This window comes from Neisseria sp. P0007.S010 (assembly GCF_051962875.1).
Classification (GTDB): domain Bacteria; phylum Pseudomonadota; class Gammaproteobacteria; order Burkholderiales; family Neisseriaceae; genus Neisseria; species Neisseria subflava_A.
Genome location: NZ_JBQCUX010000003.1, coordinates 123,430 through 147,488 on the forward strand (window position 1 = coordinate 123,430; position 24,059 = coordinate 147,488).

Below are 24,059 nucleotides of genomic sequence, written 5' to 3' on the forward strand. Positions count from 1 at the left end.
ACGTTTTCAGACGGCCTTATGCTAGAATAGGCCGTCTGAAATAAGGAAACCTTATGCAAAACCTCTCTTCCGACCTGCAACAACGCGCTTTAGGCATCAAACTGCTGATATTAGATGTGGACGGCGTTTTGACCGACGGCCGCATTTTTATCCGCGACAACGGCGAAGAAATCAAATCGTTCCACACTTTGGACGGACACGGTTTGAAAATGCTTCAGGCCGGCGGCGTGCAAACGGCGATTATTACCGGCCGCGATGCGCCTTCCGTCGGTATCCGCGTGAAGCAGCTCGGTATCAACTATTACTTCAAAGGCATTCACGACAAACGTGCCGCCTACGCCCAATTACGCGAACAGGCAGGTGTGGAGGAGCATGAGTGCGCCTTTGTCGGCGACGATGTCGTCGATTTGCCCGTGATGGTGCGTTGCGGATTGGCGGTCGCCGTCCCTGAAGCACATTGGTTTACGTTGCAATACGCCCATTATGTAACCCGACGTTCCGGCGGCGCAGGCGCGGTGCGAGAAGTGTGCGATTTGATTATGCAGGCGCAAGGTACGCTTGAACCTGCTTTGAAAGAGTATGTACGATGAAAATCAGATGGCGTTACGGAATCGCCTTTCCGCTGGTGTTGGCCGTTTCACTCGGCGCACTGGCGGCGTGGCTCGGCCGCATCAGCGAAGTACAGGTCGAAGAAGTTGTCCTCAATCCGAATGAGCCTCAATATTCGATGAAAGGCATCAACGGCAAACGTTTTGACCAAGAAGGCCGTCTGAAAGAAAACCTGAGCGCGGTCGATGCCGTCCAATATCCGAATAGCGCGGACGTGCATTTGGATAAACCACACCTTTCGTTTTACCGCGACGGCAGCCTGTTGTACGAAGTCGGCAGCGACAAGGCAGCATACAATATTCAAAACAAAAAAGTCGTTTTTGAACAAAATGTTGTCTTAAACAAAGCGGCAGATGCCAAGCGTTTGGCCGGCATAGTCAAAACCGAACGTTTGAATGTCGATACCGAAGCGCAATACGCCCATACCGACAGCCCCGTTACTTTCCAATACGGACAGTCCGGCGGTCAGGCAAACGGCATGACTTATGACCACAAAACCGGTTTGCTGAATTTCCCTTCCAAAGTGAAAGCCACAATTTATGATACAAAAAATTTGTAAAACCTTAGCCCTTGTTGCCGTTTTTGCCGCCAGCCCGGCCTTTGCCCTGCAAAGCGACAGCAAGCAGCCGATTCAAATCGAAGCCGACCAAGGCTCGCTTGACCAAAACAATCAAAGCACCACCTTTTCCGGCAACGTCATCATCAAACAAGGCACGCTCAATATCCGTGCCGGCAGCGTGACCGTTTCGCGCAACGACAAAAGCGAGCAGTTGATGAAAGCCACCGGCTCGCCCGTCAAATTCAGCCAAGAGTTGGACGGCGGTAAAGGCGTGGTTAACGGCCAAGCCAATACTGTAACGTATTCTTCCGCAGCCAACCTCGTTACCCTGACCGGCAATGCCAAAGTACAGCGAGGCGGCGATGTAGCCGAAGGTGCGGTCATTACCTACAACACCAAAACCGAGGTTTACACCATCAACGGCAGTGCCAAGTCCGGTGTGAAATCCGCCGCGAAATCCGGCCGCGTCAGCGTGGTCATCCAGCCGTCCAGCACGCAGAAAAACAAATAAGAAAACACACAAAAAGGCCGTCTGAAAAAGGTTCAGACGGCCTGAGGTCAATATCGAAAGTCAACAGAATATGAGCGCAAACAACAGCCGTCTTGTGGTTCAAAACCTGCAAAAAAGTTTCAAAAAACGCCAAGTCGTCAAAAGCTTCTCCCTTGAAATCGAAAGCGGCGAAGTCATCGGCCTGCTCGGCCCCAACGGCGCGGGTAAGACCACCAGCTTTTACATGATTGTCGGCCTGATTGCCGCCGATGCAGGCAGCGTGATGCTGGACGGCCAAGAGTTGCGTCACCTGCCCATTCACGAACGCGCCCGCCTCGGCGTCGGCTATCTGCCGCAGGAAGCCTCGATTTTCCGCAAAATGACCGTGGAACAAAATATCCGCGCCATTTTGGAAATCAGCATAAAGGACAAAAGCCGCATCGATGCCGAACTGGAAAAACTGTTGGCCGATTTGAATATCGAGCGCCTGCGCAACAACCCTGCGCCGTCCTTGTCGGGTGGCGAACGCCGCCGTGTTGAAATCGCACGCGTGCTGGCCATGCAGCCGCGTTTCATTTTGTTGGACGAACCTTTTGCCGGCGTTGACCCGATTGCCGTCATCGATATTCAGAAAATCATCGAGTTCCTCAAATCACGCGGTATCGGCGTATTGATTACCGACCACAACGTGCGCGAAACCCTCAGCATCTGCGACCGTGCCTATATCATCAGCGACGGTACGGTATTGGCTTCAGGCAAGCCGGATGATTTGGTCAACAATGAACAAGTCCGTTCGGTTTACTTGGGTGAAAATTTCAAATATTGAGTTTAGGCCGTCTGAAAAGGTGTATCTGTGTTGAAACGAATTTTTTTGTCTTCCTTTGCCGTTTTGGCAGCTACTGCTGTGCATGCCATGCCCGAACAGTCATGGCAGGATATGGGTGTGCGCCAAGGCGTGATAGATAAAAATGGCAAGCCGATAACCGGTATCGTAACGGCGACAGCTATCGTGGATAAAGAAGGTAAGCTGGGAAAAAGCCTCCATTGGGAAGTGGATGCGCTGGAATTGTTGAAACTTGCTCAAGAAGTCAGTTTGCCAAAACAAGTCGAGCCTTATAAAGAGTGTACTTATAATCAGAAAACCCAACAAACAGATTGTAAGACACTGGAAAGCCTTAAAAAATTCAGATTCTTTTATACTGTGCCAAATGGATTCAAAGGAAAGATAAAGACGAAACCTGTCCAAGTTGCTCCCCCACGTTATCCACAGATTTCTGCAGAGAATGGTGAGGAAGGGACTGTGGTATTAAATGTCTTTATCAATATAGATGGCAAAGCATTTGTATGGGTAAAAAAGAGCAGTGGATACTCGCGTTTAGATGCTGCAGGACGAAAAGCGGTTTTGCAGGCAAAATTTCAACCCGCTACCTATCACGGGAAGCCTGTTGCCATGGTTTTTGTTCTGCCTATTACGTTTGCTTTACCGTTAGAAACCATCTCTACTGTTAAATAATTCATTTATCGGTTGATAAAAGAATAATATATTGAAATAATCATCCAATATATAAACAATATATCCGATACTTTCAGACGGCCCGTCAGATACAGGCCGTCTGAAATCCATAAAGCACATTTACTATCAAACATTATGTCTTCACTCGTCCTTAAACTCAAACAGACCCAGCAGCTCAACCAGCGGCTGCAGCAGTCTTTGCGCATCTTGCAGATGTCGGGTCTTGAGCTTGAGCGCGAAGTGGAAGACTGGTTGTCAGACAATCCTCTGCTTGAGCGTCCGGAAACCGATGAGTTTGCCGATAGCGGACTCAACCGTGCGGTAACCATGCCGCGCGCAGGTCAGCAGTTGAGCGGCGACGATGCCGAAGATATTTGGAGCAACATCGCCGAAGAAGAGGATTTCAAACACTATCTGCATGCCCAAGTGTGCGAGCATCCGCTCTCGCAAGTGGAAGCGGCCTATGTTCACGTCTTGATTGATTTTTTGGACGAACAAGGCTACCTCACCGACAGCCTCGAAGAAATCATCGACCACACGCCGTTGGAATGGATGCTGGACGAAGAAGCCCTGCAAAATGCGCTGGATGTATTGCAAACCTTTGATCCGCCCGGCGTGGCTGCGGCCGACTTGACCGAGTCGCTCATGCTGCAATTAATGCGTTTGCCGGCTTCTCCGGCTAGACAAATGGCCGCGCATTTGGTGCAAAGTTCGCTTCAAGATTTAGGCAAAAACCGCAAACAAAACGTTCTGCGTTTCCGCAAACTCTATCCCGATACCGACAGCGAAACCATAGAAGCCGCGCTCGATATGATTGCCGAGCTCAATCCCTATCCGGCCTACGGTTTCGCCTCTGCCACGCCTACACCTTATATTCAGCCTGACGTTTGGGTCAAAGAGGGCAAGGACGGCTGGGAAGTCATCAGCAACGAGGCGGCTTGGCCGAAGCTGCAGCTCAATCAGGAATATTGCGACCTGATGAAATCGGCGGAAGAGGGCGCGCCGAAGTGGAAGGAAAAAATCAGTGAAGCCAAACAGCGCATTGATTCTTTGGAACTGCGCAAAAGCACAGTCCTCCGCCTTGCCGAGTATATTGTCAAAAATCAGGAAGATTTTTTCATCTTCGGAGAAATCGGCCTGTCGCCCATGCTGATGAAAGATGCCGCCGCCGAATTGGGTTTGGCGGAAAGCACCATTTCGCGCGCTGCCAACCAGAAATATTTGTCTTGCCCGCGCGGCCTGTTTGCGTTACGCTATTTCTTCACACAGGCAGTCAATGCCGATGATGACGGCGAAGGGTTCAGCCAAGGCGCAATCAAAGCTGTCTTGAGCCAGCTGATTGAAAGCGAAGACAGCAGCAAACCTTATTCGGACGAGGCCCTCGTCAAATTATTAAAACAACGCGGCATTGAAATCGCCAGACGTACAGTTGCTAAATATAGAGAATCATTAGACATACCACCGGCACACAAACGAAAATTTACCGAGTAGATATATTCCGATCCGTTTTGACGGACTAATCAACCGAAGGAGCTGTATCATGAATCTGAAAATCACCGGTCTGAATTTTGATGTTACCGAAGCCATCAAAAACTACGTTTCCGACAAGTTGGCACGAATCAATCGCCACGCTGACAACATCATCTCCGTGACCATTACGCTCTCGGTGGAAAAAGTCAATCAAAAAGCCGAAGCCGATGTGCATTTGGCAGGCAAAGATTTGCACGTTGAAGCGATCGAACAGGATATGTACGCCGCAATTGATGTTTTGATGGACAAGCTCGACCGCGCTGTTTTGAAACATAAAGAAAAAAGCGGCGATGTCCGCAGTACTGTCAAACCTGCTGCCGAATAAAGTTTTTGTATGATAAAGGCCGTCTGAATATTCAGACGGCCTTTTGTTTTGCTAGAAGTTTTAGACTGGCAATCTAGTTACTCACTTTTTGACCATTCCACGGTGCCACTTTAAACAGCAGCAACATGCCCGGTATGCCCAAAGCGAAACACAGCCAGTAGAAATTGAAGTAACCCATCGCTTCAATCAGATAGCCTGCCGAAGCATTGATAAATGTACGTGGAACGGCTGACAGGCTGGTAAAGAGGGCCAATTGTGTGGCCGTGAAAGCAGGATTGGTTTCACGGGCCATATAGGCGACAAATGCCGCCGTACCCAAGCCTACGCCTGCTGCTTCTGCACCAATCACGGCCGCAAGCATCATTTGCTCTGTCAGTGTGATGGTTTCAAACTTGCCAAAATTTGCCAACCAGGCAAAGCCTAGAATCGTTACCCATTGGGCTACACCGAAAACCCATAATGCCCTGTTGATGCCGAGCTTTATCATCCAAATACCGCCTACAATACCGGCAATGACAGCAGGCCATAAACCGGCATTTTTGGCAATGAGGCCGATGTCGGTTTTGCTGAAGCCCATGTCCAGATAAAAAGGTGTAGCCAAAGAAGTGGCCATGCTGTCGCCCAGTTTGTAGAGAAAGATAAACAGCAATACCAATATGGCCTGTTTGATTCCTTTGCGGGAGAAGAACTCACTGAAAGGGTCAGAGACTGTTTGGGCAAATGTACGCGACACAGATGGTGGAATGTCAGGCTCTTTAGCTAAAAACAGGGTCATCAGCAGACCGGGCAGCATAAATAGTGCAGTAATGATGAATACGTTGTGCCAAGGCATCAAGTCGGCCAAAATCAAGCTGAGTGAGCCGGGTACTAAAGCAGCAATACGGTAGGCATTGACGTGGATGGAGTTGCCCAAGCCTAATTCTTCATCTGACAAAATTTCGCGGCGAAATGCATCCAATACAATATCTTGGCTGGCAGAAAAAAAGGCGACCACCAATGATAAGCCCATAATTACATATAAATGCTGAGCAGGATTTAGGAAGGCGTAAATGAGCAAGGTCAGCAGCAAACCAATTTGCGTAACCAGCATCCAACCGCGTCGCCGTCCTAAAAAAGGTAATCTGACCAAATCAATGACGGGAGACCAGATAAATTTCCAAGTGAAAGGCAGCCCGATAAGTGCCATCAGGCCGATGGTTTTCAAATCGACATGTTCGCTGCGCAACCATGCCGGAATCAGGTTGATCAGAAAATAAAGCGGCAGCCCCGAAGTGAAGCCTGTAAAGATACAAATCAGCATACTGCGCGAGAAAATTCGCTGCATAGTGCTGGGTTGGGGTGCGGTTGTCATAGTGGAATCAATAAAAAAGAAAAGGGATATTGTAGCAAAGATGGGGGATATGGCGAATGAGCTTCTGCTATCTTTATTGAATAAAGGCCGTCTGAAACTTTGACAAATTAAGTTTCAGACGGCCTTTTGTTGGAACAAGCCGATAGGTTTTTGAAATGTCCGTAAGACAGGCAGATATGTTTGTTTTACGGATATTTTATTTTCAGACGGCCTTCGATCTTGCGTTGCAGTTGCGGTAGAAGGCAATCAGACCGTTGGTGGAGCTGTCGTGTGCCGGCGTGCCGCGTTCGAGTTCGGGCTCGATGGTTTTAGCCAGTTCTTTACCGTATTCCACGCCCCATTGGTCGAAGGGGTTGATACGCCAAATCACGCCCTGAACAAAGGTGCGATGTTCGTAGGCTGCCATCAGCATGCCGAGGTTGAAAGGTGTCAGGCTGTCGATGAGCAGGCTGTTGCTCGGACGGTTGCCGGGGAATTCTTTTTGCGGTGCAAGGCGGTCGCGTTCATCTTGGGACAGGGCGGCCAATTCGACTTGTACTTCGTCTAAGGTCTTGCCTTTCATCAGCGCTTCGGCTTGTGCGAAGGCGTTGGCAACGGTAAAGCGGTGTTGGCGGTGGTTGCCGTAGATTGTGGTCATGGGGACGATAAAGTCGACGGGAATCAGACGCGTGCCTTGGTGCAGAAGCTGGAAGTAGGCATGTTGGCAGTTGACACCTTCATCACCAAAGACAATGCCGCCGGTAGTGCAGGAAACGGGTTGACCGTCTGAAGTACGCTGTTTGCCGAGGCTTTCCATATCGAGCTGGTTGAGCCACGGGGTAAAGAGGCGCATGTTGTGGCTGTATGGGACAACGGTTTGGCCGTCTGAATGTTGGAAGTTGTTGTACCAAACGTTGATGAGTGCCATCAGGACGGGAATATTGCGGCGGAATGGCGTTTCGAAGAAATGGGTATCCATCGCGTGTGCGCCAGCCAGCATTTTGCGGAACGCTTTTTCGCCGACGGCAACCATCAGTGGCAGGCCAATGGGCGACCAGACGGAATAGCGGCCGCCGACCCAGTCGGACATGGCAAAGACTTTGTCGGGGGAGATACCGAAATTTTGGGCTGCGGCCACATCGGCGGAAATGGCGCAGAAGTGGCGGTAGATGCCGGAATCAGGCAAACCTGCATCACGGTACCAAGTACGCGCCGCATAGGCATTAAGCAGGGTTTCCGGTGTGCGGAACGATTTGCTGGCAATGCTGAATACGGTGGTTTCGGGGTTGAGGCCGAGAAGGGTTTGGGTCAGGTCGGCATCATCGGAGTTGCTGACAAAGTGGACGCGGATGTTTTGCCAATAGGGTTGTAGAGCCTGTGTGGCCATGCGCGGGCCTAAATCGGAGCCGCCGATGCCGATGTGAACCAGGTCGGTAATCGGTTTGCCGGTAATGCCTGCGTGGGTGCCGTCTAGGAGTTGGCGTGCGAATTCGAGGGTGCGGTTGAGTTCGTGATGAACTTTGGACACGATGTTTTCGCCGTCGACGTAAACAGGTTTGGCATTGGCAGGCAGGCGTAGGGCAGTGTGGAGGACGGCACGGTGTTCGCTGGTGTTGATTTTTTCACCGCTGCTCATGGCCTGCATATATTGTGGCAAATCGGCCGCTTCGGCCAGTTGGCACAATAAATCAAGGGTATTTTCATCTAGGCGGTTTTTACTGTAATCAAATAACAAACCATGCAGAATTTCGTGCATATTATTGAAACGTTCGGCATCTGCGGCGAAGCGTTCGCGCAGGGTAACGTGTTGCGTATCGGCATGATAGGCTTCCAAGGCCTGCCATGCGTCTGAGTATGCGGTCATCTCGTTTCCTTAGTATGTAACGGTAAAATAAGCAGGATAGATAGGTATTTCCTGCTTTTTTGTAGTGGCTTGTAGTTTAACAAATTTGAACAGATTTTGGGAGATGGTAGGGTCGGTTTTGTTTAAGAAATGTATGCAAAATGCAATAGAAACGGTTGATTATCATCAAGTTTCTGTAAAAAAGGGGGTATGACACCGATGTCTGCTGTGTTATCCTATGTAACATTATTGAAATCTTGTCGGGACGGGTCCGTAAGATGGCTACAATTTATGATGTCGCTGCTTATGCCGGGGTATCTCCCAAGACGGTCAGCCGGGTGATTAACGGCGATGCGCCGGTCAGTGATAAAACCCGTTCCAAAGTAGAAACAGCGATTGCTGCTTTGGGCTATATCCCGTCTTCTGCGGCGCGGATTATGCGGTCACACCGTTCCGGATTGGTCGGTCTGATTACCGGCGCCATTTCACGGACAGGCGAGAATACGGGCGGACACGGTATACCGGATATGTTCTTGATTAAGGGCATTCAGCAGCAGATTCGTGCACAAGGCAAGATTTTGATGATTGCTGACATCGACAATAAGCCGGGTCAGCCCGGTCAGATGGAGCCGCTGATTCGTACCTTTATGGAGCATCGTGCCGAGGGGATTTTATATGTGGCAGGTTTCCATCAGGAAGTATTGTTGCCGGAAGTGCCCAACCGTTGCCCGATGGTGTTGGTCAACTGTTTTGATTTGGCAGGTACGCCGTCGGTTTTGCCGGATGACGAAGCAGGGCAGTATGGCTTGGTGCGCCGGATTATCCAAAGCGGACACAAACGGATTGCTTATGTGACTTTGCAGCCGGGCGTGGAAGCGACGAGATTGAGATTGGCCGGATACCGCCGTGCTTTGGCTGATGCGGATATTGTCTTCGATCCTGATTTGGTGCAAACTGGTTATCCTGACTTCAGCAATGACAGCAGATCTTTGATTTCGGCTATTTTGAAACTGTTGTCTTTGCCGCTTCCGCCGACGGTAATTTGCTGCGGTAACGATGAAATGGCCGTGCGCGTGTACGGGATTTTGAGGACGCGCGGCGTGCGGGTTCCCGAGCAAGTCTCTGTTGCCGGATATGATAACCACAGCGCGATTGCGGAGACGCTGTTTCCGCCGTTGACCAGTACCGAACTGCCGTATCTGCGTATGGGCGCGATGGCGGCGGATTTGCTGTTCCAATACATCGAACATCCGAACGGCTCGGTTCAGTCAGTCAAGGTCGTTGGGGAAACCATCTGGCGTCAGTCTGTGATTAATAAATAGTTTCAGACGGCCTGAAAATAATAAGCTTTAAACAACACAAACACACATCAAAATAAGATTCATGCAAACGGCCAAAATAAAGGCCGTCTGAAAACGGAGTTGCCTCAGTAAAAAGGGCAGCCCAAATACAATAAAAGCGTCATACTGCTGAAATTGGAGTTTGTTGTTTCCATAGTTTATTACCCAGGAGTAGCCTTCCTATGAAAATCTCCCCACAAGTGGCGATGACACTTCGCCAGATTATGCTGATGAACTTCGGTTTCTTCGGTATTCAATATAGCTTCGGGTTGCAGCAAACTGCGATTAATCCGATTTTCAGCTTTCTTCATGCCGACCCGAGCCAATTGCCGATTTTGAATATGGCAGGTCCGATTACCGGTTTGCTGGTGCAGCCGATGATTGGTGCGATGAGTGACCGCACTTGGGTGCCTGGATTGGGCCGCCGCCGTCCGTATTTCTTGATTGGTGCCATCGGTTGCAGCCTCTGTCTCTTTATCTATCCGCACGTTACCGCATTGTGGGTGGCCGTATTGCTGCTGTGGCTCTTGGACATTAGTAACAACACTGCAATGGAACCTTTCCGTGCCTTTATTGCCGATACGGTTCCTGAACATCAGCAATCTACCGGTTTCTTGATGCAGTCTGTGTTTACCGGTTTGGGTATTACACTGGCCAACCTTTCCCTCTACATCTTCCAGCAAATCGGCTGGTTGCAACAAACCTCCGAAGCGGGCATTCCGTATTGGGTATTCGGTTCGTTTTATATTGGTGCGGTCTGCTCCATCGGTTCGGTTTTGGTTACCGTTTTATCAACGGCTGAACGCGAGCCTAGTCCTGCAGAAATGGCGGCCATTAAAGCGCAACCAAGCGGTCCGGCGCATGCCGTTAAAGATATTATCGTTGCTGTCCGCGAAATGCCGACTGCCCTGTGGCAACTGGCCTTGGTGTATCTCTTCCAATGGTACGCACTCTTCATCTACTGGCAATATATTTCCCATAGTATCGTTCAATCCGTTTGGGATTCGACTGTTGAAAATACCGAAGCGTATAGTCAAGCGGTTGCATGGACCGGTTTGGTAAACGGTTTCTACAACGTGGTAACCTTTATCTCCGCTTTCGGCCTGATGTGGATGGCGCGCAAATACGCTGCCAAATATGTTCACGCCTTTGCCGTTACCCTTGCTGCGCTGGCTTTGCTCACCATTCCGCACATCAGCAACAAATACCTGATGTTTGCGCCGATGATTGGTTTCGGTGTCGGCTGGGCAAGTATGATGGGCGTGCCGTTTATGATTGTGGTCGGCTCTATCCCTAAAGAACGTTACGGCGTGTACATGGGTATTGTGAACATGATGATTGTGATTCCAATGCTGATTGAAACCGTATCTTTCGGCTGGGTGTACAAAACCTTCTTGGGTTCAAACCCTGCCAACGCGATGACTTTTGCCGGTGTTTTCCTTGCCATCGCCGCCGCGTTGACCTTAACCATTAAAACTGCGGCCAAACCGGCTACTGCAGAATAATAAAGTTTGATTTAAAAACAAAATGAAAAGGCCGTCTGAAACATGAAATGGTTTCAGACGGCCTTTTTTGTCGAAGCGGATTCCATTTACTGACCTGATTCGGTAAGCCTTATTGTCGCTGTACTACCGTTCATCACTCAAATTGGCTATGACTACCGATTTTGCTTTACAATATCTTCTTTAATTTATTTCGTTTTACCATCCTGATGACAGAACACATTTCCGCTCCAAGCCCATCTCCTATCGGCGAAGACTACCTGCTGTTAGGTCAATACGCCGAACGCGCCTATCTCGAATACGCCATGAGCGTGGTCAAAGGCCGCGCGCTGCCTGAAGTTTCAGACGGCCAAAAGCCTGTACAACGACGTATTTTGTTTGCCATGCGCGATATGGGTTTGACGGCAGGTGCGAAGCCGGTGAAATCGGCGCGTGTGGTTGGCGAGATTTTGGGTAAATACCACCCGCACGGCGACAGTTCCGCCTATGAGGCGATGGTCCGCATGGCGCAGGATTTTACCTTGCGCTATCCCTTAATCGACGGCATCGGAAACTTCGGTTCGCGTGATGGCGACGGAGCGGCGGCGATGCGTTATACCGAAGCGCGGCTGACGCCGATTGCGGAATTGCTGTTGTCCGAAATCAATCAGGGGACGGTGGATTTTGTGCCGAACTACGACGGCGCGTTTGACGAGCCGCTGCACCTGCCAGCCCGTCTGCCTATGGTCTTGCTCAACGGCGCATCAGGCATTGCGGTGGGCATGGCGACTGAAATCCCATCACACAATTTAAACGAAGTCACGCAGGCGGCGATTGCGCTGTTGAAAAAGCCGACGCTGGAAACCGCCGACCTGATGCAATACATTCCTGCGCCCGATTTTGCCGGCGGTGGTCAAATCATCACGCCGGCGGATGAATTACGCCGCATTTACGAAACCGGCAAAGGCAGCGTGCGCGTGCGTGCGCGTTATGAAATCGAGAAGCTGGCGCGCGGACAGTGGCGCGTGATTGTGACCGAGCTGCCGCCGAACGCCAATTCCGCCAAAATCCTTGCTGAAATCGAAGAACAAACCAACCCGAAACCGAAAGCAGGCAAGAAGCAGCTCAACCAAGACCAGCTCAACACCAAAAAGCTGATGCTGGATTTAATCGACCGCGTGCGCGACGAATCAGACGGCGAACATCCTGTGCGCCTTGTATTTGAACCAAAATCCAGCCGCATCAATACCGATACATTCATCAACACGCTGATGGCGCAGACTTCGCTGGAAGGCAATGTCTCCATGAACTTGGTGATGATGGGTTTGGACAACCGTCCCGCGCAGAAAAACCTGAAAACGATTTTGCAGGAATGGCTAGATTTCCGCATCGTAACCGTAACACGCCGTCTGAAATTCCGTTTGAACCAAGTGGAAAAACGGCTGCACATCCTTGAAGGCCGTCTGAAAGTCTTTCTGCACATTGACGAAGTGATTAAAGTCATCCGCGAATCAGACGATCCGAAAGCCGACCTGATGGCGGCGTTCGGATTGACCGAAATCCAAACCGAAGACATTTTGGAAATCCGCCTGCGCCAGTTGGCGCGTTTGGAAGGTTTCAAACTCGAAAAAGAATTGAACGAATTGCGCGAAGAACAAGGTCGTCTGAATATCCTTTTGGGCGACGAAAACGAAAAACGCAAGCTGATTATCAAAGAGATGCAGGCGGACATGAAGCAGTTTGGCGACGCGCGCCGCACGCTGGTGGAAGAAGCCGGACGCGCCGTGCTGACGCAAACCACCGCCGACGAACCCATCACGCTGATCCTGTCGGAAAAAGGCTGGATACGCAGCCGCGCCGGACACAACCTCGATTTGAGCCAAACCGCGTTCAAAGAAGGCGATCGTCTCAAACAAACCCTTGAAGGCCGCACCGTTTTACCCGTCGTCATCCTGGATTCATTGGGCAGAACCTACACGCTCGATGCCGCCGAAATCCCCGGAGGACGCGGCGACGGCGTACCGGTTTCATCCTTAATCGAGCTGCAAAACGGCGCGAAACCCGTCGCCATGCTCACCGGCCAGCCCGAACAGCATTACTTGCTTTCAGGCAGCGGCGGCTACGGCTTTATCACCAAGTTGGCCGATATGGTCGGACGCGTGAAAGCGGGTAAAGTGGTGATGACCGTGGACAGCGGCGAGACCGTCCTGCCGCCGGTTGCCGTCTATGCTTCTTCGCTGATCAATCCCGACTGCAAAGTCGTACTGGCCAGCAGCGACCACCGCCTCTTGGCGTTTTCCATCGGCGAGCTTAAAGTCATGCCTAAAGGCCGCGGTTTGCAGCTGATGTCGTTGGCTGATGGTGCATCTTTGGAACACATTATGGTGACGACTTCTCCTGAATTTACCGTTGTATCGGTCGGCCGACGCGGTGCAGAACATCAGGAAAAACTGCGTATTGCCGATATTGACGGCAAACGCGGTAAAAAAGGCAAGGTATTGGAAATATCAGGCCGTCTGAAAAGTTTGTCCTGAAACAAGAACAAATATATCTAAATAAATTAAATTTATACGACATTGCATGATAATAAAAAAAGGTTCATTTATGAACAGAGCCAATCTTCAAGAACTGGGTAATCTGAGGGAGCGGATTCCCGGTGTAATCAACATTGCCCGAATAGCCATCGTCTTACCGCTTTTGGTTTTGCACGCTTTCGGCAGCTACACGGGTGGCAACCTGATTGGCATTTCGTTGCCGGACGTTGAGTTTTATATCTGGGTAACGCTGTATTTCCTCCTGATTATGCTCTCCGTGTTCCGCCCGGGCTGGCAGTGGCAGTCTTTGGATTTGCCCAATGCCAGTGCCGTGGTCGACATCACCATGATGATGGTTTTGGTGTATATCTCCGGCGGTACGGCTTCCGGTTTCGGGATTTTGGTTTTGCCGTTTGTTGCTACGTCGTGTCTGCTTAGTTATGGCCACTACCCTATGCTGTATGCAGGCTATACGGCCATGCTGTTTATTTTGAACCTGTTTTTAGACGGCAGCATGCGTTTCGATTCGTTTAATTGGGACGCGAAATCAATGGTGAATTCTTCGATGCTGATCGGCGCAGGCTATCTGGTGGCGATGCTGACATCGTTTGCTGCCCGTTATCTGGAGCAGGCCACAGAGTCCGCCAGCCGTCATCAACTGGCCTACCGCCGTATTAGCGGCTTGAACCATTTGGTTTTGAACCGCGTACAGGAAGCGGTTGTGGTGATTGATGCGACCCAACGCGTGTGGCTGTTTAACAAACAGGCAAAAATCTATTTCCCCAGCCTGATTATCGATCAGCAGGAAATCGTGTTTGGCGAACTGGTAGCACGTTGGCAGCGCCAACCCGACAAACCTTTTGAAACCGATATCCATATTTTCCAACACGCCATGCACGTTCGAGCCGTTCCGCTGATTCAGGAGCAGACCGAGCTGCTGATGTTGTATGTCCGCTCATTGCGTGAAGTGGCTGCGGAGGCCATGTCCACCAAGCTGACTTCGCTCGGACAGTTGACTGCCAACCTTGCCCACGAAATCCGCAACCCGATGTCCGCCATCCGTCATGCCAGCGATTTGTTGCAAGAGGGTGATGAGGCAGATCCGCTCAAGGCCAAGCTCTACAACATCATCGACAGCAATATCCAACGTATCGACAAGATGTTGGAAGACGTATCCCTGCTTAACAAACGAGACAACATCAGCCGCCAGCCGATTAATCTGATGAAATTTTGGTTGGAATTCAAGCAGGAATTTACCTTAAACAATCCCGATGCCATCGGCTGTCTGCGCATGAATATGGACGGCAACAACCTGACCGTATTGGTTGACTCCATGCACTTGCAGCAAGTGATGTGGAACTTGTGCAACAACGCTTGGCGACACAGCCGTCAGGACGAAAACGCCATTACCGTTCTTATCCGCTCTAGCGGCAGGATGCATATTTCCATCGTAGTGGCGGACAACGGCAAAGGCGTGCCGCCCGATGTACGAAATCATCTGTTCGAGCCGTTTTACACCACCGAAAAACAAGGCACCGGCTTGGGGCTTTACGTCGCACGCGAGTTGGCACACGCCAATATGGGGCAGCTGCATTATCACCCTGAAATGAACGGGTTTGAACTGATTTTACCGAAGGAGCAAGCGCAGGATGAATAAATTGCAAGAGCCGGTTTTGGTTGTCGATGACGAGGCAGACATCCGCGACCTGATGGAAATGACCCTGATGAAAATGGGTCTGCGCGTCGATACTGCGGCTGGTGTTGAAGAAGCCAAAGACAGGCTAGACAACAACGATTATTCACTGGTGTTGACCGATATGCGTATGCCCGACGGCTCAGGCCTCGAGGTTGTCCAATACATTGATGAACTGATGCTCGACACGCCCGTCGCCGTGATTACGGCTTTCGGTAATGCCGACCAAGCCGTTGAAGCCTTGAAAGCAGGGGCGTTTGATTATCTGCAAAAACCGATTACGCTGTCGCAGTTGCGTTCATTGGTTAAATCGGCAGTATCGGTTTCCGACAATACTGCCGAACCCACGCCGTCTGAAAAAGTCAAATCGCAGCCTGCGCCTGTTTCTGCCGCCCTGTATAAACCCGAACCTCAGCCGGTCAAGCCTGTCGTTACGCCTCCTAAGAGTGTACAGAGCGAATTTAACCGGCCTTTGACTGTTCCGGAAGGGCTCAATTCCTTAAAAGAGCGTTTTTCGGCTGGCAGCATCAATCATGCTCTGCAACAAGATGCACCTATATTGGAAGGCGAGGACGATATGCCGCGCCTGTTGGGTACTTCGCCGCAAATGGTCGAAGTGCGCCACCTGATTCGCAGATTGGCCCACAGCCTTGTTCCTGTTTATATCTCCGGCGAGTCCGGTACGGGTAAAGAGCAGGCGGCGCGCACGATTCACGAGCTGTCCGACCGCGCTGACAAACCGTTTATTGCCGTCAACTGCGGAGCCATTCCTGAAAACCTGATGGAAAGCGAATTTTTCGGCTACAAAAAAGGCAGCTTTACCGGCGCGGATCAAGACCGTTTAGGTTTTTTCCAACACGCTGACGGCGGCACTTTGTTCCTTGACGAAGTTGCCGATTTGCCGCTTGCCATGCAGGTCAAACTCCTGCGCGCCATTCAAGAAAAAGCCGTGCGCCGTATCGGCGATGCGCGGGAAACCTCTGTGGATGTGCGCATTATTTGTGCAACCCATAAAAACCTCGAAGCTTTGGTTGAAAGCGGCGCATTCCGTCAGGACTTGTATTACCGCCTCAACGTTGTCACCCTGCACATGCCGCCTTTGCGCGAAATGCGCGAAGACTTGGGCGCACTGATTCTGTATCTGTTGTATAAACACCGTCACGGCAATCAAACCTACAAACTCAGCCCGAAAGCCCAAGAAGCCCTGTTGCATTACAGCTACCCCGGCAACTTCCGCGAGTTGGAAAATATCCTTGAACGCGCCGTTGCGTTGACGGTAGGCCAAGTGATACAAGTGGACGACTTGCAGATTCAAAACGCCCCACAGGTTAAGGCTGAACGCAGCGGCTTTTCCTTTGACGATATTGCCGAACCTGACGCGCGCGAAACCACGCTCAATCACAGCCCCATTCCGCCGTTTGATCCGCGTACCATGCAGATACAGGATTACCTCGACCAAGTGGAACGCAGTATCATCGAGCAGGCTTTGCAGCAAACCCGTTACAACCGTACCCAAGCCGCCAAACTTTTGGGCATCAGCTTCCGCTCTATGCGCTACCGCATGGAACGCTTGGACATCAATTAAAACGTTCAGACGGCCTGAGTTTTCAAGGCCGTCTGAAACATAAGCCTTATGTACAAGATTTATTTTGACGAAACCGCATCTGCCGAACTTCGCAGCCTTACCGAGCCGTTCGGGTTGACCGTTATCGACCGGCAGCCTGAAGAAGGCAGTTTCCTTATCGCTGACGAAAGCGGCATCAGTTTGTGCCGCGCCGGTGAAAAAGGCCGTGTCCGCGTTGATTTTGATGGCGGTGCCGCCCATTATCGGCGCACTAAAGGCGGAGGCGAGTTGATTGCCAAAGCAGTCAACCACACTGTACAACCGACTGTCTGGGACGCTACCGGCGGACTGGGGCGCGACAGTTTTGTGCTTGCCTCGTTGGGTTTGAATGTACACACTTTTGAACAAAATCCTGCGGTTGCCTGTCTACTTTCAGACGGCCTCAATAGGGTGGGGCAAAGTGAAGAGACACGGGAGATTGCCCAACGCATTACTTTGCATTTCGGCAATTCCGTTGATTTGATGCAGGAATTGGCAATGGAAAACGGTATGCCCGATGTAGTGTACCTCGACCCGATGTATCCGGAGCGTCGCAAAACCGCCGCTGTGAAAAAAGAAATGGCTTACTTTCACGACTTGGTCGGCTCGGCACAAGACGAAGCCGAGTTATTGGACGCAGCATTGAATACCGCCAAAAAACGCATTGTCGTCAAACGCCCGCGCTTGGGCGAATTTCTCGATGGGCGCAAACCTGCTTATCAATACACCGGCAAAAGCACGCGGTTTGACGTTTACCTTCCGACAAGGCCGTCTGAAGACTAGAAGCAAACTTGCAACATATCAAAAGAAGCCGCCGACGTTATCAGCGCGGCGGCAAAGTGTGCTATAAATACCTTTTCCCAAACTTCATTGGAGCAAACTATCATGGAATTAGTATTCATCCGTCACGGACAAAGCGAATGGAACGCGAAAAACCTTTTCACCGGCTGGCGCGACGTCAAGTTGAGTGAGCAAGGTTTGGCAGAAGCCGCCGCAGCAGGTAAAAAGCTGAAAGAAAAAGGCTATGAATTCGACATCGCCTTTACTTCCGTCCTGACCCGCGCCATCAAAACCTGTAACATCGTTTTGGAAGAATCCGACCAACTGTTTGTTCCGCAAATCAAATCATGGCGTTTGAACGAGCGCCACTACGGCCAGCTGCAAGGTTTGGATAAAAAACAAACCGCAGAAAAATACGGCGACGAGCAAGTCCATATCTGGCGCCGCAGCTACGACACCCTGCCTCCGCTGCTCGATCCTAAAGACCCGCATTCCGCCCACAACGACCGCCGCTATGCCAACCTGCCTAGCGATGTTATTCCCGATGGCGAAAACCTCAAAGTTACCCTCGAGCGCGTCCTGCCTTTCTGGGAAGATCAAATCGCTCCGGCCATCCTGAGCGGCAAACGTGTTTTGGTTGCGGCACACGGCAACTCTCTGCGCGCGTTGGCCAAACACATCGAAGGCATTTCCGACGAAGACATCATGGGCTTGGAAATTCCGACCGGCCAGCCGCTGGTGTACAAATTGGACGAAAACCTGAAAGTGGTTGAGAAATTCTACCTGTAAGGTAAAAGGAAAAAGGACGTGGCGGACACGTCCTTTTTTGTATTTGTCTGTTTGAGGCCGTCTGAAAGCAATTGATGCGGGCGAAATGAAAAAAGGACGCGTAAAGCGTCCTTGATGGAGATTAAACCCTGTATTACTGGTTTTTCTCGATAACTTCTTTGAGGTGGGGCATAGGGCTGTAACCGCTTTGGCTGCGGCCGTTAGGGAAGACCAGGGTCGGCGTGCCGTTGAAGCCGAATTGTTCGCCCAATGAAGTGGTTTCCGCAACAGGGTTTTCGCAGTTTGCTTTGCCGCTTGGGAGTTTGCCTTTGCGCATCCAGTCGGTCCATGCTTGGGTCGGATTAGGTTGGCACCACAACAGCTCGGCTTTGCGCGCGGCATCAGGGTGCAGGCTCGGAATCGGCATCATGAAGGTGTAAATCGTGATGTCGGTCATTTTTTCAAATTCATGCTCCAAGCGTTTGCAGAACGGGCAGTCCGGATCGGAGAAAACGGCGACTTTCAGTTTGCCGTTGCCGCGCACTTCTTTGATGGCTTTGTCCAAAGGCAGGGAAGCGAAGTCGATTTTGTTCAAATCGGCGGCGCGTTCTTCAGTCAGGCTTTGGCGCGTGTTGACGTTGATGAGGTCGCCGACGAGCATATAGTCGCCTTTGGCATCGGTATAGATGATTTGTTTGCCGCTGACAACAACTTCGTAAATGCCTTTAATCGGTGTTTCACTAACGCTCAAAACTTTCAAATCTTGGGCGGCATAGACTTTTTCCAAACGCGCTTTCAAAGAAGCGGCAACGGATTTGTCGGCAGGCGCTTCCGCTTTGGCAGCCGGCGCAGGCGCGGCGTTGGCGTTGGATACGGCAGGTTGACCGCATGCCAACAAAGGAAGGACGGCAAACGGTGTTAAGATTTTGATTAACTTGGTTTTCATGCGAGAGACTTGCGTGTGTTAAAAGTAAGGCATTGTATCAAACCTCTGTCATGCCTGCATTGTATTGAGGCTCAATTTATCGTCTGAAAATAGCTTTCGGCTGTTAAAATACGAAAAAATGATTTGATTGTTTGTATGATTTACCACCGCATCGCTGTGAACGTGCCGCTTTCAGACGGCCTTTTGACTTATTCGCATTCCGAGCCGCTCCCTCCGGGAACGCGGGTGCTTGTGCCTTTCCGCAATAAAACCGTGGTCGGGATTGTGTGGGAAACGGATATTGCGCCCGATATGGACGCGGCGCGGATTTTGAGTGTTCAGACGGCCTTTGTGGAAGAAAAGCCATTGCCTCAAAGCTGGCGTGATTTGTTGGCGTTTACGTCGCGTTATTACCACTATCCGACGGGGCAGGCGGTGTTTGCCGCGCTGCCGCAGGGTTTGAAGGAAACGCGCGCGGTGGAAATGCCGCGGCCGCCGTTGTTTTACGCGCTGAACGAAGCGGGCAGGGCGCAAACGCCGCCGCCGGCGCGGTTCAATAAAAAAGCGGCTTTGTGGGACGCGTTGCTGTCGGGCGGGATGACGATGGCGGCGTTGAAGCAAGTGAACGCGCAGGCGGCGAAATTAATCGAAGATTGGGCGGAACAGGGTTGGATTGAAACGACGAAAGCGGCGCAGTCTGCTTTAAGGCCGTACCACGGGCAGGCTTCGCACTCTGAATTTGTATTAAACGCCGACCAGCAGAAGGCTTCCGATGAAATTCAGACGGCCTTTGGCAAATTCCAGCCGTTTTTGCTGTACGGCATTACCGGCAGCGGCAAGACCGAAGTGTATTTCGATGCGATGGCGAAAGTGTTGGCGCAGGGGCGGCAGGTGTTGTTTTTGTTGCCCGAAATCAACCTCACGCCGCAGCTTTTGAAGCGGGTGGAAGACCGTTTTGCCGACGTACCGACCGCCGTGTTGCACAGCCAGATGGCGGCAGGCAGGCGCACGCAGGATTATTTGCGCGCGATGTTGGGGCAGGCGAAATTGGTCATCGGCACGCGGCTGGCGGTGTTCACACCGATGGATGATGTCGGGCTGATTGTGGTCGATGAGGAACACGACGGCTCGTTCAAACAGGACAACGAATTGCGCTACCACGCCCGCGATTTGGCGGTGTGGCGGGCGAAGCAGAGCGGCTGTCCCATCATATTGGGCAGCGCCACGCCCAGCTTGGAGAGCTGGCACAAAGCGCAAAGCGGCGCGTACCGCCTGCTGCAACTGACCGAACGCGCCCATACCGCCGCGCAATTGCCGCAAGTGGAAATACTTAATGTAGGCCGTCTGAAACTCGACAACGGCTTCTCGCCGCAAGCCTTGCAGCTTTTGAAACAGAATTTTGAAGCGGGCGGCATGTCGCTGGTGTACCTCAACCGTCGCGGCTTCGCGCCCGCGCTGTTTTGCGGCGACTGCGGCCATACCTTCGGCTGCCCGAACTGTTCCGCCAAAATGGTGCTGCACCAACGCGCCCGCCAACTGCGCTGCCACCACTGCGACCACCGTGAACCCATCCCGTTCAAATGCCCCGACTGCGGCAACCAAGACCTGACCGCCGTCGGACACGGCACACAGCGCGTCGAAGAAACCCTGCGCGTCTTCCTGCACAAGGCCGCCGTCGTCCGTGTCGACAGGGACAGCACTGCGCACAAAAACGACTGGGCGGATTTGTACCGCCGCATCGCAGACAACGAAATCGATATTCTGGTCGGTACGCAGATGCTCGCCAAAGGCCATGATTTCGCGCGGCTCAACCTTGTTATCGTGTTGAACGCCGATGGCAGCCTGTACAGCGCGGACTTTCGCGCGCCGGAAAGACTGTTCGCCGAGCTGATGCAGGTGTCCGGCAGGGCGGGGCGTGCCGACAAACCCGGCAAGGTGTTGATACAAACCCAACTGCCCGAACATCCCGTCTTCGCCGCCGTCAAAGCGCAGGACTACGCCGTGTTTGCCGAAAACGAATTGAACGAACGGCAAATGTTCGCCATGCCGCCTTTCGGTTTTCAGACGGCCGTCCGTGCCGATGCGCCGCGCTTTGCCGATGCGATGGAATTTCTCAACACCGCCAAAGAAACCCTCGCTCCGCTTTTGCCCGAAAGCGTCTCCCAGTTTGGTGCCGCTCCGATGCTGATGGTGCGCCTTGCCGAACGCGAACGTGCGCAAGTTTTCCTCGAATCGACATCCCGACAAGATTTGCACCGTGCCGTGAGTTTGTGGGTGCAGGTGTTGCAGCAAAACCGCGACGGTAAAATCAGATGGTCGGTGGACGTTGATGTGCAAGAGGCTTGATTGAAATGGCTCAATCAATAAGGAAATAAAAGGCCGTCTGAAAATCTGTTTTCAGACGGCCTTAAGTTTTTGAATCGGTTTAGAAGAATTTTGCAGCTATATAGCCGAGTGCAAGCAGGCTCAAAACGGCGAATACGATAGCCATTGTAAGCAGGAACTGTGTTTTCTTCCTCGCTGCAAGTGCTGCCAGCTCAGGATTTTGGTCTAACTCTTCGCGTAGTTGGGATTCCAACTCGGCACGGATTTTCTTGCGCAGCTTTTTCTCTTCCTGCTCGCGCTCGTATTTGAGCTTGTGGGCAATTTCGGTTTGTTTTTTATGCTCGAAAGAGATTTTTTCCTGCCATTCAATGCGCTTACGCTGGATGGCCAGCTCATTTTTTTCTGTCAAATCAAAGTGGCAGGTTTTACATTCCTGTGCATCTAGTTCGTCAATAATCGTCATGCAGACGGGGCATTGGATAGGGTCGGGAGTATTGGCTGCCGACATAGTTTCTTCTTCAACTGCTTCCAATTCCATAGACTGACGGACGATCACGTCCAAACCCAAATAGCTGAAGTAATGCTGCGCATTTTCGCGCTCATCTTGGGTACATTTTTCGGCCACAATCGCTTGCGGACGCTCAGCCAAGGCTTGAATCAGGCTCTCGACTTCGTTTTCGGGCAGGTTCTCATACAGGCAGGCGTGGATGAGCTCCCTATCCGTGTTCGGCGGATAGGAAACGTATACGTCGAAAAATTTTTCTTGTTTGCTCATTGATATCCCATGAGTATTTCGACTGCGTCAACCAAATGGGTTTAGCCTAAGGTTTTGTTATTGTGTTTGAGCTGTTTTGGCTTATGATACGAGCCAAAACAGAGGCTGCAGTCTCAGGCAGACCAGGTACGGTTTGCCTTTGTGTCGTTAATCGGCTGGACAATAATTTTTTATTTATATGGAAACATACATGTCCAATGTTATGTCTATTGTAGAGTAAATATTCACGCCCGATATTATTATTATAAAGTAAATCTAAAATTGTTTAAAATAAATTCACACAAAAGGCCGTCTGAAGATACAGACGGCCTGTTTTTGTGGCAAAAACGGATTGTTTATACGGAGAAGGACGAACCGCAACCGCAAGTTGTCTCTGCATTCGGATTGCGGATGACGAATTGAGAACCTTGCAGGCTTTCGGTGTAGTCGATTTCCGCACCAACCAAATATTGGTAGCTCATCGGGTCAACCAAGAACGTCAGGCCGTTTTTCTGGATTTCAAAATCGTCGTCATTTTTGATTTCGTCAAAGGTAAAACCGTATTGGAAGCCGGAGCAACCGCCGCCGTTGACGAATACGCGCAATTTCAGGTCGGGATTGTTCTCTTCGGCAATCAGGTCGGCAACTTTGGTGCAGCAGCTGTCAGTAAAGATAATAGGGCTTTCGTCTGACATGATGTGATTCCTTTTATATGAATATTTTTACTATTGTCGCGCAAACCGTTAGTCAAGGCAAGTTTGTGCAGACAGGGTCTGCCAGCTTACATGGAGGGCATGGCAGAAATTTCAAGCACCAGTATGTCAGATTTAGATGCTTCTGCCAAACCATTCTACACGGCCGATGATGGCAACGTCGTCGGTCGGGTTTTTCAAGTCGATTTCAAAAGTAGGGTAGGCCTCGTTGGCAGAAATGACGTTGACGATGCCGCCGGGTATCAGTTGCAAGCGTTTGACCAAAAGGTTTTCGTTAAGGCGTAAAACATAGAGGCCGTCGCGCGGCGTGGTTTGGCCGTGGTTGATGAGGATGGTGTCGCCATCATTCAGCACGCCTTCCATCGAGTCGCCTTTGACTGAGATAACGGAAAGGTTTTTGATGTCGCGCGTCACATAATTTTCTATCCAATAGCGTCGGAACGCCATGGCGAACATGGGCTGTTCATCGCCGACGAGCTGGCCGTGTCCGGCCGCTGCTTGGATGTCGTAACGCGGTACGAAGACAAATTCGTCTATATCGACAGGGTTGCCCAGTGTGTCGGTTGCTGTGGCTTTTGGGGCTTCGGAATCGGGGAAGGGAGAACCTTCGCCTGTCAAAAGCCAGTCTATGCTACAGCCTTTAAGTTGTTTGATTTTTTTTAGCGTTTCCGATTTCGGCAGGCCGCCTTCGTTCCAGATACGGCTGAATCCGGCGATGGTCATATCAATGTCGGCGGCGATCTTGGCTTGGCGGGCTTCATCTTTCCATAAGAAAGCCAGGCGGTCTTTAAAGGTATCCATGTTTATGCCTTTATGGAGGTATGTTTTTTATATGGTTTGGACGATTTGAGTGTATTTTACCTTAGTTTTTATAAAATTGTAAGAAAAAAATTACCTAACCTAAGAAAAAGTATTGCACATTCTATTTTTTCTTAGTATTATTC

At 51.0% G+C, this 24,059-nt stretch carries 21 protein-coding genes; 15 read left to right on the forward strand and 6 right to left on the reverse strand.

Annotation, left to right across the window (positions count from 1 at the left end; genetic code table 11):
• Nucleotides 1-53: 53 nt before the first annotated feature.
• The 7 genes from ACTHR7_RS03395 (at nucleotide 54) to hpf (ending at nucleotide 5,026) form a co-directional block, all read left to right on the forward strand.
• Nucleotides 54-590 carry a KdsC family phosphatase gene (locus tag ACTHR7_RS03395; protein ID WP_063069321.1) on the forward strand — a complete coding sequence of 179 codons (537 nt, stop codon included), beginning with the start codon at nucleotides 54-56 and terminating at the stop codon, nucleotides 588-590.
• Nucleotides 587-1,168: an LPS export ABC transporter periplasmic protein LptC gene (gene lptC / locus ACTHR7_RS03400; protein WP_003686789.1), complete on the forward strand. Its 582-nt coding sequence runs from the start codon at nucleotides 587-589 to the stop codon at nucleotides 1,166-1,168. The genes ACTHR7_RS03395 and lptC overlap by 4 nt, the downstream gene beginning before the upstream one ends.
• Complete coding sequence (gene lptA, locus ACTHR7_RS03405) at nucleotides 1,149-1,679, forward strand: lipopolysaccharide transport periplasmic protein LptA (protein WP_063069322.1); 531 nt, start codon at nucleotides 1,149-1,151, stop codon at nucleotides 1,677-1,679. The genes lptC and lptA overlap by 20 nt, the downstream gene beginning before the upstream one ends.
• A 70-nt stretch (nucleotides 1,680-1,749) precedes the next feature.
• The gene (lptB, locus tag ACTHR7_RS03410) at nucleotides 1,750-2,484 is read left to right on the forward strand and encodes an LPS export ABC transporter ATP-binding protein (RefSeq protein ID WP_063069323.1); all 735 of its coding nucleotides are present in this window, start codon (nucleotides 1,750-1,752) and stop codon (nucleotides 2,482-2,484) included.
• A 45-nt stretch (nucleotides 2,485-2,529) separates the two neighbouring features.
• The gene (locus ACTHR7_RS03415; RefSeq protein ID WP_157686130.1) at nucleotides 2,530-3,171 is read left to right on the forward strand and encodes an energy transducer TonB; all 642 of its coding nucleotides are present in this window, start codon (nucleotides 2,530-2,532) and stop codon (nucleotides 3,169-3,171) included.
• Nucleotides 3,172-3,306: 135 nt separating this feature from the next.
• The gene (gene rpoN, locus ACTHR7_RS03420; protein WP_063069325.1) at nucleotides 3,307-4,662 is read left to right on the forward strand and encodes an RNA polymerase factor sigma-54; all 1,356 of its coding nucleotides are present in this window, start codon (nucleotides 3,307-3,309) and stop codon (nucleotides 4,660-4,662) included.
• Between the two features lie 49 nt (nucleotides 4,663-4,711).
• Nucleotides 4,712-5,026, forward strand: coding sequence for a ribosome hibernation-promoting factor, HPF/YfiA family (hpf, locus tag ACTHR7_RS03425; protein ID WP_049335299.1), 315 nt, complete (start codon nucleotides 4,712-4,714; stop codon nucleotides 5,024-5,026).
• A gap of 73 nt (nucleotides 5,027-5,099) precedes the next feature.
• Here hpf and ACTHR7_RS03430 read toward each other — a convergent pair whose 3' ends face one another.
• Together ACTHR7_RS03430 and pgi are read right to left on the reverse strand one after the other, a co-directional pair.
• The gene (locus tag ACTHR7_RS03430) at nucleotides 5,100-6,350 is read right to left on the reverse strand and encodes an AmpG family muropeptide MFS transporter (RefSeq protein ID WP_440370345.1); all 1,251 of its coding nucleotides are present in this window, start codon (nucleotides 6,348-6,350) and stop codon (nucleotides 5,100-5,102) included.
• Nucleotides 6,351-6,579: 229 nt separating this feature from the next.
• Nucleotides 6,580-8,220: a glucose-6-phosphate isomerase gene (pgi, locus tag ACTHR7_RS03435; RefSeq protein WP_440370322.1), complete on the reverse strand. Its 1,641-nt coding sequence runs from the start codon at nucleotides 8,218-8,220 to the stop codon at nucleotides 6,580-6,582.
• 257 nt (nucleotides 8,221-8,477) lie between these two features.
• Between pgi and ACTHR7_RS03440 the strand changes: the two genes are divergently transcribed.
• The 7 genes from ACTHR7_RS03440 to ACTHR7_RS03470 all read left to right on the forward strand — a co-directional run bounded on the left by ACTHR7_RS03440 (nucleotide 8,478) and on the right by ACTHR7_RS03470 (nucleotide 18,419).
• Nucleotides 8,478-9,521 (forward strand): LacI family DNA-binding transcriptional regulator, encoded by a 1,044-nt coding sequence (locus tag ACTHR7_RS03440; RefSeq protein ID WP_440370323.1) that lies wholly within the window; start codon nucleotides 8,478-8,480, stop codon nucleotides 9,519-9,521.
• Between the two features lie 200 nt (nucleotides 9,522-9,721).
• Nucleotides 9,722-11,044: an MFS transporter gene (locus tag ACTHR7_RS03445; RefSeq protein WP_440370324.1), complete on the forward strand. Its 1,323-nt coding sequence runs from the start codon at nucleotides 9,722-9,724 to the stop codon at nucleotides 11,042-11,044.
• Between the two features lie 206 nt (nucleotides 11,045-11,250).
• Nucleotides 11,251-13,554 carry a DNA topoisomerase IV subunit A gene (parC, locus tag ACTHR7_RS03450; RefSeq protein ID WP_440370325.1) on the forward strand — a complete coding sequence of 768 codons (2,304 nt, stop codon included), beginning with the start codon at nucleotides 11,251-11,253 and terminating at the stop codon, nucleotides 13,552-13,554.
• A 70-nt stretch (nucleotides 13,555-13,624) separates the two neighbouring features.
• The gene (locus ACTHR7_RS03455) at nucleotides 13,625-15,211 is read left to right on the forward strand and encodes a two-component system sensor histidine kinase NtrB (protein ID WP_070712140.1); all 1,587 of its coding nucleotides are present in this window, start codon (nucleotides 13,625-13,627) and stop codon (nucleotides 15,209-15,211) included.
• Entirely contained in the window at nucleotides 15,204-16,832 is a 1,629-nt protein-coding gene (locus ACTHR7_RS03460; protein WP_070712141.1) for a sigma-54-dependent transcriptional regulator, read from the forward strand. Before ACTHR7_RS03455 ends, ACTHR7_RS03460 begins: the two co-directional genes overlap by 8 nt.
• 48 nt (nucleotides 16,833-16,880) lie before the next feature.
• A complete protein-coding gene (locus ACTHR7_RS03465; protein ID WP_070585113.1) occupies nucleotides 16,881-17,633 on the forward strand; it encodes a class I SAM-dependent methyltransferase in 753 nt (250 codons plus the stop codon).
• A gap of 102 nt (nucleotides 17,634-17,735) precedes the next feature.
• Nucleotides 17,736-18,419, forward strand: coding sequence for a 2,3-diphosphoglycerate-dependent phosphoglycerate mutase (locus tag ACTHR7_RS03470; RefSeq protein ID WP_036493345.1), 684 nt, complete (start codon nucleotides 17,736-17,738; stop codon nucleotides 18,417-18,419).
• A gap of 133 nt (nucleotides 18,420-18,552) precedes the next feature.
• On the opposite strand, the gene ACTHR7_RS03475 is transcribed toward ACTHR7_RS03470, so the two are convergent.
• Complete coding sequence (locus ACTHR7_RS03475; protein WP_003748365.1) at nucleotides 18,553-19,344, reverse strand: DsbC family protein; 792 nt, start codon at nucleotides 19,342-19,344, stop codon at nucleotides 18,553-18,555.
• Between the two features lie 135 nt (nucleotides 19,345-19,479).
• Between ACTHR7_RS03475 and ACTHR7_RS03480 the strand changes: the two genes are divergently transcribed.
• A complete protein-coding gene (locus tag ACTHR7_RS03480) occupies nucleotides 19,480-21,669 on the forward strand; it encodes a primosomal protein N' (protein ID WP_107792117.1) in 2,190 nt (729 codons plus the stop codon).
• Nucleotides 21,670-21,748: 79 nt separating this feature from the next.
• On the opposite strand, the gene ACTHR7_RS03485 is transcribed toward ACTHR7_RS03480, so the two are convergent.
• From ACTHR7_RS03485 to ACTHR7_RS03495, 3 genes are all read right to left on the reverse strand, one after another.
• Nucleotides 21,749-22,423: a hypothetical protein gene (locus tag ACTHR7_RS03485; RefSeq protein ID WP_070585107.1), complete on the reverse strand. Its 675-nt coding sequence runs from the start codon at nucleotides 22,421-22,423 to the stop codon at nucleotides 21,749-21,751.
• Nucleotides 22,424-22,758: 335 nt separating this feature from the next.
• Nucleotides 22,759-23,097, reverse strand: coding sequence for an iron-sulfur cluster insertion protein ErpA (gene erpA / locus ACTHR7_RS03490; RefSeq protein WP_003680162.1), 339 nt, complete (start codon nucleotides 23,095-23,097; stop codon nucleotides 22,759-22,761).
• A gap of 132 nt (nucleotides 23,098-23,229) precedes the next feature.
• Nucleotides 23,230-23,916 (reverse strand): S24 family peptidase, encoded by a 687-nt coding sequence (locus ACTHR7_RS03495; RefSeq protein ID WP_003680158.1) that lies wholly within the window; start codon nucleotides 23,914-23,916, stop codon nucleotides 23,230-23,232.
• Nucleotides 23,917-24,059: the final 143 nt, after the last annotated feature.